The sequence below is a fragment of the Priestia endophytica DSM 13796 genome, from assembly GCF_900115845.1.
Lineage (GTDB): Bacteria > Bacillota > Bacilli > Bacillales > Bacillaceae_H > Bacillus_I > Bacillus_I endophytica.
In genome coordinates, this window is record NZ_FOXX01000011.1 from 34095 (window position 1) to 47240 (window position 13146).

Annotated in this window: 11 protein-coding genes; 7 read left to right on the top strand and 4 right to left on the bottom strand. The window is 34.2% G+C overall.

What is annotated here, in order from left to right:
- Positions 1–97: 97 nt before the first annotated feature.
- Both BM012_RS18390 and BM012_RS18395 read left to right on the top strand, forming a co-directional pair.
- Positions 98–835 carry a metallophosphoesterase family protein gene (locus BM012_RS18390; protein WP_061802488.1) on the top strand — a complete coding sequence of 246 codons (738 nt, stop codon included), beginning with the start codon at positions 98–100 and terminating at the stop codon, positions 833–835.
- 524 nt (positions 836–1359) lie between these two features.
- Positions 1360–2364 carry a DUF3231 family protein gene (locus tag BM012_RS18395; RefSeq protein WP_061802367.1) on the top strand — a complete coding sequence of 335 codons (1005 nt, stop codon included), beginning with the start codon at positions 1360–1362 and terminating at the stop codon, positions 2362–2364.
- A gap of 239 nt (positions 2365–2603) precedes the next feature.
- Here BM012_RS18395 and BM012_RS18400 read toward each other — a convergent pair whose 3' ends face one another.
- Entirely contained in the window at positions 2604–3593 is a 990-nt protein-coding gene (locus tag BM012_RS18400; protein ID WP_061802368.1) for a Gfo/Idh/MocA family protein, read from the bottom strand.
- A 1-nt stretch (position 3594) separates the two neighbouring features.
- Positions 3595–4614, bottom strand: a complete 1020-nt coding sequence (locus BM012_RS18405) for a Gfo/Idh/MocA family oxidoreductase (RefSeq protein WP_061802369.1) — start codon at positions 4612–4614, stop codon at positions 3595–3597.
- Between the two features lie 180 nt (positions 4615–4794).
- Between BM012_RS18405 and BM012_RS18410 the strand changes: the two genes are divergently transcribed.
- Entirely contained in the window at positions 4795–5658 is an 864-nt protein-coding gene (locus BM012_RS18410; protein ID WP_061802370.1) for a MurR/RpiR family transcriptional regulator, read from the top strand.
- A 333-nt stretch (positions 5659–5991) separates the two neighbouring features.
- On the opposite strand, the gene BM012_RS18415 is transcribed toward BM012_RS18410, so the two are convergent.
- On the bottom strand, positions 5992–6822 hold the full coding sequence (locus BM012_RS18415) for an AraC family transcriptional regulator (RefSeq protein ID WP_061802371.1): 831 nt from the start codon (positions 6820–6822) through the stop codon (positions 5992–5994).
- 434 nt (positions 6823–7256) lie between these two features.
- On the opposite strand from BM012_RS18415, the gene BM012_RS18420 reads away from it, so the two are divergent.
- From BM012_RS18420 to BM012_RS18435, 4 genes are all read left to right on the top strand, one after another.
- Positions 7257–8678, top strand: a complete 1422-nt coding sequence (locus BM012_RS18420) for a sugar porter family MFS transporter (protein WP_061802372.1) — start codon at positions 7257–7259, stop codon at positions 8676–8678.
- A gap of 18 nt (positions 8679–8696) precedes the next feature.
- Positions 8697–9557 carry a 2-keto-myo-inositol isomerase gene (iolI, locus tag BM012_RS18425; RefSeq protein ID WP_061802373.1) on the top strand — a complete coding sequence of 287 codons (861 nt, stop codon included), beginning with the start codon at positions 8697–8699 and terminating at the stop codon, positions 9555–9557.
- 137 nt (positions 9558–9694) lie between these two features.
- Positions 9695–10732 carry a bifunctional inositol 2-dehydrogenase/D-chiro-inositol 1-dehydrogenase gene (locus BM012_RS18430; RefSeq protein WP_061802374.1) on the top strand — a complete coding sequence of 346 codons (1038 nt, stop codon included), beginning with the start codon at positions 9695–9697 and terminating at the stop codon, positions 10730–10732.
- Positions 10733–10869: 137 nt separating this feature from the next.
- A complete protein-coding gene (locus tag BM012_RS18435) occupies positions 10870–11733 on the top strand; it encodes a sugar phosphate isomerase/epimerase family protein (protein WP_061802375.1) in 864 nt (287 codons plus the stop codon).
- A 389-nt stretch (positions 11734–12122) separates the two neighbouring features.
- On the opposite strand, the gene BM012_RS18440 is transcribed toward BM012_RS18435, so the two are convergent.
- On the bottom strand, positions 12123–12920 hold the full coding sequence (locus tag BM012_RS18440) for a DUF2935 domain-containing protein (protein WP_061802376.1): 798 nt from the start codon (positions 12918–12920) through the stop codon (positions 12123–12125).
- Between the last annotated feature and the right edge of the window lie 226 nt (positions 12921–13146).

Consider the following 13146-nt stretch of genomic DNA (forward strand, 5'->3'; position numbering starts at 1 on the left):
GTGTATAAAATATGATAATCTCTATTATTCGTATACAGGGTGTGTTAAACAAAAAACCTTTGTTAGAATGGAATTATAAGGAAGGTTGGTGTATTCGTTGAAAAAGAAGATAGCTGTTCTGTCAGATATTCATGGAAATAATGTCACATTGGAAGCTGTCCTGCTGGATATTTCACGTCGAAATATTGATGCAGTAGTTAATTTAGGAGACAGTTTATATGGTCCATTAAATCCTCTAAAAACGTTTCACTTATTAATGGAACATAATATAGCTCATATCATGGGGAATTGCGATCGAATTATACTAGAGCCATCAAAGGCAGGAGCAGGTTCCACTATACATTATGTGAAAAAAACTCTAACAAAAGAAGCTCTTGATTGGCTGGAACATCTTCCAAATAGCATCTCTATAGATGATATTCTATTCTGTCATGGTATACCCTCTTCTGATCAAGTCTATTTACTAGAAGAAATGACAGAAGTAGGTGGAGTCTTAAAAAATTCAGAAGAAATAATGCGAGCTCTTGAAGAGGTTGAACAAAATATTATATTTTGTGGCCATAGTCACATTCCTAGGACCGTTTATTTACCAAATGGGAAATTGGTTATAAACCCTGGCAGTGTGGGGCTTCCTGCTTATGAAGATGATTTACCAGTGCCTCATAAAATGGAGTCAGGGTCTCCATATGCTAATTATACAATTATAGAGGAGATATCTAATCAGTGGATAGTTGAACATATTAATGTATTTTATGATTGGGAGAAAGCAGCTCATATAGCAGAAACTAATGAGCGTCCAGATTGGGCCCATGCTTTAAAATTTGGAAGAGTGTAATCTTTAGATTTAGCCAAGAAATTCCTAGCTTATACTTTGAAAATGAATAAAGGAAAAGCCCTAATTTAAAGACTTTTTTCTTTACATTCCGATAAACGCCATTATGGTAATGAGAATTGTTTGAAGTAAAGTTGTCATTAAAGCTAATAAAGGCCTAAACACTAAAAATTAATTTTACATGTTGTTGTTAGTTCGTTTTAAAAAGTTGTTTTTATGTGGAAACCGTTGTGGACTGCCTATAATCGTGAATATGCTAAAAATCGTTCAGGATAAGGGTGTATAAAGTAAGACCCATAAGTAGAAAGTAATAACAAATTAAGAATAGAAGAAGTTTAGAGATGTTATATAAAGCCTTTGATGCGCAATTCCGTATTTGGGTTGTTCTTTACACTTCTCCTTATATATACAAAAGAAATCTACATATAGGTAAACATCCTTAGTTTGCTCATACAAATCGGTGTATATCTCTTAGCATGTAAATTATTTATATTGAATAAGAAATTTAATTTTCAGGAGGAGTCAGAATGAGCAGTTCACAACATCCACCCATTACATCAACGGAACTAGCAACGTTATGGATGACTTACCAGGAAAAAACGATGATCCTGAGGTTTTTAGATTACTTTCTTAAATATAATGAAAATGAGCAACAATTACTTCAACTTCACTATGATCGAGCAGTTAAAAGCTTAGATTTTATTAAAACTGTTTTCCAAGCTGAAGGAGCAGCTATTCCTACTGGGTTTACTGAGAACGATGTGAATACAGAAGCCCCTAAACTATATGACTTTATGTTTGACCTTATGTATTTTCGATTGATGTCTCAAATAGAGACTGGTCTTTTTGCCCTTTATTCGAATATGTCCTATCGTAATGATATACGACAGTTTTTTAAACGTTTAACTTCAGAAGCTCAAGAGCTGTATGATCAGTCAACTCACTTGTTAATGGACGCAGGCGTCATTTCTCGACCTCCATACGTCTCCATGCCAAAGGAAGTTCATTTTGTGAAAGATACAAATTATATGGATGGTCTGAAGTGGGTAAGTGAAAAAAGATCTCTTAATACGATAGAAGTTTCTCTTATTCAACATGCCGTTGATACGAACCTTGTAGGAATGCAATTAATGATTGGATTTGCTCAAGTAGCAAATGAGCAAAAGGTACGAAAATACTTTGTTAAAGGGATGGAATTATCAAAGAAAATTGAAACAGAGTTAGGCGATGTATTACGACATAGTTATATTGAACCGCCTGCAACACATGCTGGAAAAGCAACAACTTCAACAGTTCCCCCTTTTTCTGATAAATTGATGATGTATACGACCAGTTTGTTAAGCACATTTGGACTCGGTAGCAATGCAATAGGAGGCGCATTTAGTTTGCGTAGTGATTTACCAGTAAAGATGTTACAACTTGGAAAAGATATTTACAACTTTGCAAAAGAGGGCGGTAAAATTATGATTCAGCACGGCTGGATGGAAGAGCCTCCCCAGATTGAAGATCGAAATCAATTGACAAAAGGATGATTGGCAACATATCACCTTATTAATGAGGTGAATTATTCCATCTATACTTTAAGAAGTAAATACTTTATAATCCCTAAACCTGAAGATCCCTTTGTTTTGATACGTAGAATTCGTGTTATGTGAACTGAAAAATTAGGTATTATAAAGTAAGACAGAGTTTCTATTCCAAGGAAACTCTGTCTTTTTGTAGGTGAATTATTGACTCAAATCCACATCAATAGTTAAGTTTTAAGTTAAAATTAATATTTATCAGGGCTAAATACAAGATTTGCCGATTGTTTAGCCTTTTCGAGGACATTCATGACTTTCTCGCTATGTTCTAGCATATTTGTAACCTTCTCCAAATCGCGTTCTTTAATAATACGTTCAAATTCAATAAACTCGTCATACATTCGATGCCAATGGTCTGAGAGGTCTACTTGAATAGGTGCTTGCTTATTGAGGACATAATCAAAGCATTTTATGTTATTTGTTGAATGTGCCATGTGTATGTAGCCTTTATTCCCTTGAATATTCATTGCATTGGGAGCTGTACTATCTTTGGATCCTATACAGACACACTTGAAATCACCGTAATCCATCAGCAATATACCTGATGTATCAATATCCCTTTCGATATTCGCCCAATACTCCACCTTTTTAGGACTTCCAAAGAAACCAACAACAAGATGAATGTTATATAAATTAATATCCATTAAGGCTCCACCGGACGTTTCAGGGTTAAAGGCCGGATGAATTTCTCCTGCTTTGAAAGCCTCATATCTCGATGAATATTGAGAATAATTACACTCCACTATTTTGATATCTCCAAGTTTAGGCAAGTACTTTTTCATAGATAAATAGTTTTTCATGTATTGATTCGTAATAGCTTCCACTAAAACCAATTCTTTTTGCTGAGAAATCTCTTTAAGTTCAAGAAGTTCTTGTAGAGTAGAAGTGAATGGTTTTTCACAAATCACGTGCTTTCCACTTAATAAAGCTTCTTTGGCATATGAATAATGAAGATGATTGGGAAGCCCAATGTAGATTGTATCTACATCATCATTTTCAAGCATTTTACCATAATGGGAATAAGTATGGCTGAATCCATATTTCTTTTGGAGAGACAGCAATTTTTCTCTGTGACTAGGTTTTGAACTGATTGCCTTTAATGTAATCGTAGGGATGTCATGAATAAAGCTCAATAAATCCTCAACAATCTTTCCGGCCCCAACAATCCCTAATTTCATCTCAGCTGCACCCCTCTATTCCATTTTCAAGTATCTCCATAACAGCTATTGTTTCTTCGTCTTTGACTACTTTTTCTTTGCCATGTACAATTGCCTGATAAATATCATCGTACACTCGAGCATAATCACCTTTTTCAGAGACTACTTTCTCCTCATGGTAGTGGCCGTCATCATCCAAGTACGTTAGAATGCCATAATGATCAGGAGAATCAACGCCAAAATTGTCATGGTCTTTTGGATGATAAAATAATTTAAGATGCTCTTCCTGACGATCTTCCGTTTCCTTCATGAACACAGCCTTTTTCCCATACACAACAAAACTTGGACGTCCTTTTAAACGGAAAAAGCTTGATTTAATCGATACTTTGAGTGAAGAATAATAAAAGTCTAAATCAAAGTAATCATTCATTCTTCCTGACCCCAATAATTGACGAACATCGTAATGAATGCTTTCTGGCTTCCCAAAATAGGATAGAGCTTGGTCAATCGTATGAACGCCATGTCCATATAAAAAGCTGTTATATTTTGAAAAATGGTCAGTGGCGTTTGGTGTGTGTGGTCGGTAATAATCATAATTCATTTCCACCTCTAGCAAATCTCCAAGTTTTCCAGACTGGATAACTTTCTTTGTTGTAAGAAAATCTGAGTCATATCGTCTGTTCTGATAGCATTGAATCACGAGATTTTTCTCATTAGCATATTGAAAGATGGACACTGCTTCGTCTTTCGTTAACATGAAAGGTTTCTCAACAAGCACATGTTTCCCATGATCAAGCGCCATTTTTGCGAAATGATAATGGGACTCGGTATGTGTACACACTACAATTAACCCAATCTCCTCATCATTCATTAAGGTAGTGATATCGTCTGTGTACAGAACATCAGGGACTCTCTCCCACTCTTTTTTGTCTAGGTTACGAGCATATATCGTTTTCACTTTCAAATAATCTCTATTCAATGAAAAAGGAAGATGATAACGGTTTGTACTTTTACCATTTCCAATGTATCCTATGGTTAGCATTCTAACTCCTCCTTAAGCTTCTTTTCATTTATTATAGAAGAAGAAAGCTTGCCGTAAAGGCTTTACAACCACATTGGTACATTGGATCACTTTATGATGTACATTAAGTTTTATTTTTGAACAAAATGTTTATTTTATAGTCTTACTTATCGTTATTTTAACTAAACTGGGGTGAACCTGTTGAAAATACTGATGCAATTATCAGAAATGCATAACTTTACACCAAATGAGAAAAGCATTGCTTCTTATATTTTGATACATAGGGAAAGTATGCTTCGCTTAAATATTCAAGAGCTTGCTAAAGTTACGTATACCTCGCATTCAGCGGTTAATCGCTTAACACATAAACTCGGCTTAACTGGCTTTAAAGAGTTCATTATAAAACTAGCCCAAGAATTCCAACAAACCGCGGATATTCTCAATGTGGATTCTAACTATCCGTTTAGTCTTGAGGCATCTTCACTTCAAGTGGCAAAAGATATTGCAGAATTAATGAAGGAGACGATCGAAAAAAACTTTTCGTTTATGGATGATAACTTGCTATCACAAACTGCTCAATTGCTATATCAATCCGAAAGAATTTTTATATATGCCTCAGGTGATTCACAAATCCGAGCGAAAAGTTTTCAAAATAAATTAATCAAAATTAATAAATATCCGATAATTGCTACTGAACTATCTGAATGGGCTCATCATACTGTTAATCTTACGAAACGTGATTGCGCTATTTTCTTAACCTATCATGGAAAGTCATCTAGTTATATGAAAGCTGCACAACATTTCTTAAATAAAAACATACCTTTTATAACGATCTCCTCAACTACTCAAAATGATTTAGCAAAACTTAGTACGATTTTTATACAGGTTCCTAATGATGAAGTGAAGTTCGCTAAGATTGGCACATTTTCTTCCCAAATTGCCTTTGAATATGTGTTAAACGTCATTTACTCCTGTATCTATAAAATCGACTATCTGAAAAACAGAAGAAATTCAATAGAATTCTTGGAGCAGTTACACGCCGATGATGTGCTGAATGATATATAGAATACATTTAATTCTTAAAAATATAGCTATGAGAAGTAAAAAAGCACAAATCCATTGTCAATCAACGGGTTTGTGCTTTTTTACTTCCTCGAATATGTTTTATGTAAAGGAAAATATATATTATTCACTACGACATTTAATAGAAAGAGAATAATTAATGGAGTTTCTTATCGAGATGAGTAGGGTTCTTAAGTGTCTTCTCGAACAAATGTTGAAGTCCATATAGTAGAAAGGCTTTATATAAATGTTTAAAGAAACAGAAATAGAGAAGGCAATAATTTATTCAGAAACAGAGAGCGTATACCTTCTCTACAGAATCATTTCATTTTCTATTTAAAACTGAAGCTCTCTAAATCTTCTTGGCGATAAGTCGCTGTGTTTTTTGAATGTTGTGACAAAATAAGAGACACTATTAAAACCGCAGGTGAACGCTATTTCCTTGACGGATAAATTCGTATTATATAGTAAGTTTTTTGCATTATTAATTCGGTAGTTAATTAAGTATTGATAGGGTGAAGCATTCATATGTTTTTTGAAGACTCTAGAAAAATGATAAGGGCTTAATTGAACGTGTTTTGCTATATCGTCTAAATTGATATCTTCACTATAATGATTTTCAATGTAAAGAATAGCTTTTTGCACAATTTCTTCTACAGATTGCGTTGCCTGGTTAGAGATTTCATTTAATTCACACAGAATCTTTTGGACAATAATTGAAGCTGCATGTTCATCTACTTTGTTTTTTTCCATCATTGTTAGAATGTGATTCATACAACTTTTTATATTCCAGTTGTTATCAAGTGAATAGACACATCCGTTTCGATTAAAAAGAAGTTCAAAATAGTCTTCACTTGAGTTTCCCGTAAAATGAAGAAATTCAAATTCGGTATCTTCTAGTGCTGCATACAAATGAGGTTTCTGACAGTCAAGAAAGATAAACATATTCTCTGTTGCTATGAATTCTTGGTTTCTGTAGTGAACTTTCATTTTCCCTTTTTTTACATACAGGAATAAATGCTCACCAAATGTATTTCTTTTCGTTTCATAAGCATCTGAACAATAATAAGAGCCTGCATTTGTAATATGATAAAGCGCTTTCTTAGCAAACTTGCTTGGTGTATGAAAGAACGCTTTCGAATTTGCTAAAACTCCTTTTTCTCCCATATGAATTCCCCCCCTTATTATTAGCAATATTATTAAATAAAGAAGAAAAAAGCAATAATGTTAAAGAGAATAGCAATTTTTCTAAAGAAGTGAGCAATTTTCTTTAATGACCTTTTATTCACAGTTTAATAGAATGAGTTTATAACAGCAATAATTATACACAAGGGGATAAAAATATAGAAATGAGAGACGGTTTAGGTAATGAAAGAGGGATGAAACAGGCGCACAGAATTCTAAACTTTTATAGAAATTGAAAGCGCTTTTAGTCTGCTTGTTATCTGTCACTTATCTCACACACCGTAAAAAACGATTGAAAGTGAGGATAAAAAGACTGAAATTTGAAATCGATTTCATTTATTGGGTTGTAATAAAACGCAGAAGTTTTATTACAAGCTAAGTTGATCAAGGTAACTTAATACTTAAGGAGAATTATCATGGATAAACAAGGGAAGCAACATTCATTTTTGCGCACAATTATCCTGATCTCTACATTTGGTGGACTCCTTTTTGGATATGATACAGGGGTTATCAATGGAGCATTACCATACATGTCGAGAGCTGATCAGTTAAACCTTAACTCTTTTACACAAGGTCTTGTAACAAGTGCTCTCCTCTTTGGAGCCGCATTTGGAGCTGTATTTGGTGGTAGATTATCAGATTATAATGGACGTCGTAAAACGATTTTATATCTAGCAGTATTATTTTTTGTCTCTACAATTGGGTGTGCTTTATCTCCAAACGCTATAATTATGGTTATTTTTCGTTTCTTGCTAGGACTTGCTGTAGGGGGAGCATCTGTAACAGTACCAACATATTTAGCTGAGATGTCTCCTGCTGAAAGTCGCGGGAAAATGGTTACTCAAAATGAATTGATGATTGTGACAGGACAACTTTTAGCTTTTACTTTTAATGCAGTTATCGGAAATGTGCTAGGAGAGCACCCACATGTTTGGCGCTATATGTTACCTATTGCTGCAATTCCGGCTCTTTTTCTATTCTTCGGTATGCTTAAAGTACCTGAGAGTCCACGTTGGCTCGTATCAAAAGGAAAGAAAGAAGATGCTTTGCAAGTTCTTCAGAAAATACGCGAAAAGAAACAAGCAAATTCTGAATTGCAAGAAATTGAGAACGCTTACGTTCAAGAATCAAAAATGGATAAAGCAACGTTTAAAGATTTAACAGTGCCATGGGTGCGCCGAGTAGTTTTTCTTGGAATTGGGATTGCTGTTGTGCAACAAATTACAGGCGTGAACTCGATTATGTATTACGGTACTAAAATTTTGCAAGATGCGGGTTTCCAAACCGAGGCAGCTCTTATTGGGAACATTGGAAATGGAATTGTATCTGTTGTAGCTACATTTGTAGGAATTTGGTTACTTGGCAAAGTAGGACGCAGGCCGATGCTTATAACTGGTCTAGCCGGTACAACAGTAACATTGTTACTTATTGCGATATTCTCTATTACACTCGAGGGTTCAGAAATTCTTCCATATATTGTTTTAGCATTAACAATTACGTTTCTTGCATTCCAGCAAGGAGCCATCTCTCCTGTAACATGGCTTATGCTTTCAGAAATATTTCCTTTAAGGTTAAGGGGATTAGGGATGGGCGTTACTGTATTTTGTTTGTGGGGAGTTAACTTCCTTGTCGGATTAACATTCCCAGTATTACTAGACAGTATTGGTTTATCTTCAACATTCTTTGTTTTTGTAGTTTTAGGAATAGGAGCCATAACGTTTGTTGCAAAATGTTTGCCAGAAACGAAAGGGCTTACACTTGAACAGTTAGAACAAAGCTTCCGTAGCTATAGCGGTGGAAGTTCCAAAGTCTTAAATAACAATAAAACAATCGGATAGGAAATGGAGAGGATTAACATGAAATTATGTTTTAACGAAGCAACAACATTAGAAAATTCTAATCTTATGAAAGACTTAGAGTACTGCAATAAGCATGGATACGATTATATTGAAATTCGCACAATGGATAAATTACCGGAATACTTGGAGAACCATTCAATCGATGATTTAGCAACCTTTTTTAAGACAAATCATATTAAACCATTAGCTCTTAATGCGTTAGTATTTTTCAATAATCGAACTGAAGAAGAGTATAAGAGGATTATTGAGGAATTTAAAGGTATGTTGGAAACAGCTCAAAAGATCGGTGCTCAGTACATTGTAGCTGTTCCATTAGTAACAGAACAAAAAATATTAAAAGATGAAATTAAAGATAGTTGTGTAAAAGTATTAAATGAACTATCAAAAATGGCTGAGCCATTTGGCGTTAAAATAGCAGTCGAATTTGTCGGTCATCCGCAATGTACAGTAAATACATTTGATCAAGCTTATGATATTGTGCAAACAGTTAATCGTGACAACGTAGGATTAGTGTTTGATTGCTTTCACTTCCATGCAATGGGATCAAACTTAGAAGACTTCAGAAAAGCAGACATTAATAAAATCTTTATTGTTCACATTGATGATACAGAAGATTTTCCTATTGGTTTCTTAACAGATGAAGATAGAGTTTGGCCTGGATTAGGGGCTATTGATTTAGATGGCATCTTCTCCATCTTAAAAGAGAAGGGCTATGATGATGCCGTATCTGTGGAATTATTCCGCCCTGAATATTATAAATTAGATGCTGAACAAGCAATTAAGACAGCAAAAGATACAACGATTAAGGCTGTCTCAAAACATTACAGTTATGAAGGAAAAGAATCATTTTCTTTATAGGATAGAGAATCCGATTTCCCAACAACTTCAGGCTTAAAAGCTCCTGTTTCTGGAGCTTTTAAGAACCAAGAAATATATTTTTAGGATTTTTTAGAGGGTTTATTAAATAGCTATGAAACTAAAGGAGGCCATATAGAATGGTTTTAAAAATAGGGGTTATTGGTACAGGAGCAATTGGACAAGATCACATTCGAAGAATTACAAACAAATTATCAGGTGGGAAGATCGTTGCTGTTACTGATGTTAATAAAGAACAAGCAAAGGCAATTGTAGAAACTCAAAACCTTGATGCAAAAATTTATGACGATGGCCATGAATTGATTAAGGCAGATGATGTAGAGGCGATTGTAGTTACTTCTTGGGGACCTACACATGAAGAGTTTGTATTAGCAGCTATTGAAGTTGGAAAACCAGTCTTTTGTGAAAAACCTCTTGCTATTACTGCTGAAGGTTGTAAGAAAATTGTGGAAGCAGAGATTGCTACAGGTAAATCTTTAGTACAAGTTGGCTATATGCGTCGTTACGATACAGGATATCGTGCATTAAAAAATGTAATTGAAAGTGGAAAAATTGGAGAACCATTAATTGTTCACTGCGCACATAGAAACCCTACAGTTCCTGACACATATACAGGAGATATGGCAATCGTTGATACATTTATTCATGAAATTGATGTATTGCGTTGGTTACTAAATGACGATTATGTATCTGTTCAAATCGTTGCCCCTAGAAAAACAAGTAATGCATTAGAACACCTGCAAGATCCACTCATCGTTTTATTAGAAACAAAACAAGGTATCCGAATTAATGCTGAGATTTTTGTGAACTGCCAGTACGGATATGATATTCAATGTCAAGTTGTAGGGGAAACAGGCATCGCAAATTTACCTGAACCTTCAAGCGTTGTTTTAAGAAGTGAAGCAAAGTTGTCTACAGAAATCTTAGTAGATTGGAAAGACCGTTTCATTGATTCTTACGATACAGAACTTCAAGATTGGATTAATTCAACGCTTAAAGGAGAAGTAAATGGGCCAACAGCTTGGGACGGTTACGTTGCTGCTGTTACTTCAGATGCTTGTTTAGAAGCGAAAGAGTCAGGAAATATTGTGCCAATTTCTTTAGAGGAACGCCCTGAATTTTATAATAAAAATTTAATTGTTGTAGAAAAAATCTAATAGTAGGAAGTACAACTGCTACTATATTTAGAATAAATAAGCGTTTATAGCAAAATAGTTTGATAGTAAAAAACATGAATAAAGCCATAGTGTACATGAGTATGCTTTGAGCTTATAAGGGAAAGGGGAAATTTACATTGCGTTTAGCTTATGATCCATCACATTATCGTGACAATACAAATTTAAAAGATACGATTGATACGGTTGCAAGATTAGGATATGAATATGTAGAATTATCTCCACGTAAAGATTTTATTTGGTTTTATGAGTATCCAAAAGTGGACAAGGCGTTAATCAAAGATTTAAAACGCTATTGCAGTGATGCGGGTGTTAAAATCTCATCTGTTCTGCCTGTTCAACAATGGTCTTCTCCAAATGAGGAAGAGCGCCAAGCGGCGGTTCGGAACTGGAAGAGATGCATCGAAATCACATCTGAATTAGGTGTGGATCTAATGAACAGTGAATTTAGTGGAGACAAAAGTCGTCCTGTTGAAAGTGAAGCTGCTTTTGTAAAATCAATGGAAGAACTTATGCCTGTTTTTGAAAGAGAAGGAATTAACTTAAATCTTCAATCTCATCCGAATGACTTTATTGAGTTAAATACAGAAGCTATTCGTATGATTCGAGCTTTAGATAAAGACTGGATTAAGCTTGTTTATTCTGTCCCTCATGCTTTCTTCTATGATGATGGTATTGGTGATGTTGAGCAACATCTTGATGAAGCAGGTGACTTGCTTGCACATGTTCTGATTGCCGATACTCTGAATCATAAAGCAGCATTTGGATTACGCTATATCGTCAATCCACCAGATGCAAATGTAACCATTCATCAGCATTTAAATCCTGGTGAAGGAGAAATCAATTTTGAGGCCTTATATCGAAAACTAAGAGAAATGAAATTTGATGGAATTGTAACAAATGCCGTATTTGCTTACCCTGACCGTCCTGAATGGTCAAATGAACTTACGTTGAAATCGATTAGAGAAGGATTACATATTTAATTTCTTTTATGGGTAGTTTTTAAGTTTTAAATATGTAATAGTAAATTAGCAAAAGTAAAAAGGCACTTTCTCCTTACTAAGGAGAAAGTGCCTTTTTGATTAAGAACGAACCGTATTTTGTTATCCAAAAGAAGAATGGAGTTTTATGAAAAGATTTGAATTACTTAAAAATGTAGGATTAACCTTTATATCTTTATTTGATGTATTCAAAGAACATGGACGTTATTCTCAAGTAGTGAATAAAATTATCTTTTATTTATTACTATTAGCCAATATAGGTGACAAATTGTATATATAGTAGAATCAAAAAATTAGTCTTCTTAATATAGAGGCACTACATCTTGTAATAGCTGTTCTATATTGGACTTTGACTACTCTGATAGAGAACTTCAACTATTTTGCTTTTTTAATTTTGCTTCAAACATATCAATAATATGTAGAAATCTTTCAGCTTCACGAAAAGTATGATCTGCTAGAAGTGGATGGATAATACTTTTAATTCTGCACTCTTCAATGAGCTCTCTCGCAGTTTTCTTGAAATCACGAAGAGAGGTTACGGAAACTCGGTTTTCATCAAGAAATTGATCAAGAAGGGGAACGGTTTGGGACTGTGGTTTCATAGATTCTAAATCTTTGGCTTGAAAAACTAACTGATCAAAGTCATTACTGAAATTTCTGGCCATATCTACTAGTTTTCTTTCTGAAGGATCAAGGAGATGGCCTATAAATTTGGCATGATCAGCCATAATTCTTAGAAAGAATACATTTTCTTTAATGATAGCATCAGCAAGAGGCTTTAATTTTCCTTCATTTAGCTCAATTAATCGTTTTCTAAAATAGTTAGCTTCTCTGCTAATATGATCAACTAAAAGAGGAAAGTTGTTTGCGCCTGGCATTTGACAATTTAAGATTAAACCTAAGATTTTTCTTTTAAAAGCAAATATTCCTGTTGCTGCTTGTTGAACTTCTGAATTGAACCTTTTCATTTGTATAGGATCTATTTGATTCGTAAATGAATATGCTCTTTGTTCTATTTGTTCAAATAGATGATAAAATTGGTTTGCTTCTTGAATTAATTGAGTATCTTCTGCTCTAAAACCTAACCTAAGAAATAAAGAATGCTCCTTCATGATTCTTGACCAAAAACGAATTTCATCTAAAGATTTCTCTACAAATCCATTAACCATCCTTATTCCCCCTAATACTGAAAATCAAATTCATTTTCATACTATTCAGGTTTGAGGGAAGATATACATGCCTTTCTCAAGGTGTTGAAAGATATTTTATTATTCTTATCTCATATTTAAAGGCCTTTTTTCCCTAGTTTATTTTTTTAGTGTATATGATAGATAGGTCATGAATATAGAAATCTTGATTTGAGGAAAATATGATGTCTTCATAATCTTCTTCTCT

What these genes read in the sequence shown, in the direction of transcription:
- BM012_RS18395 (WP_061802367.1), top strand. Translation starts at nt 1,360, where the DNA reads ATGAGCAGTTCACAACATCCACCCATTACATCAACGGAACTAGCAACG.
- BM012_RS18400 (WP_061802368.1), bottom strand. Translation starts at nt 3,593, where the DNA reads ATGAAATTAGGGATTGTTGGGGCCGGAAAGATTGTTGAGGATTTATTG.
- BM012_RS18405 (WP_061802369.1), bottom strand. Translation starts at nt 4,614, where the DNA reads ATGCTAACCATAGGATACATTGGAAATGGTAAAAGTACAAACCGTTAT.
- BM012_RS18415 (WP_061802371.1), bottom strand. Translation starts at nt 6,822, where the DNA reads ATGGGAGAAAAAGGAGTTTTAGCAAATTCGAAAGCGTTCTTTCATACA.
- BM012_RS18420 (WP_061802372.1), top strand. Translation starts at nt 7,257, where the DNA reads ATGGATAAACAAGGGAAGCAACATTCATTTTTGCGCACAATTATCCTG.
- iolI (WP_061802373.1), top strand. Translation starts at nt 8,697, where the DNA reads ATGAAATTATGTTTTAACGAAGCAACAACATTAGAAAATTCTAATCTT.
- BM012_RS18430 (WP_061802374.1), top strand. Translation starts at nt 9,695, where the DNA reads ATGGTTTTAAAAATAGGGGTTATTGGTACAGGAGCAATTGGACAAGAT.
- BM012_RS18440 (WP_061802376.1), bottom strand. Translation starts at nt 12,920, where the DNA reads ATGGTTAATGGATTTGTAGAGAAATCTTTAGATGAAATTCGTTTTTGG.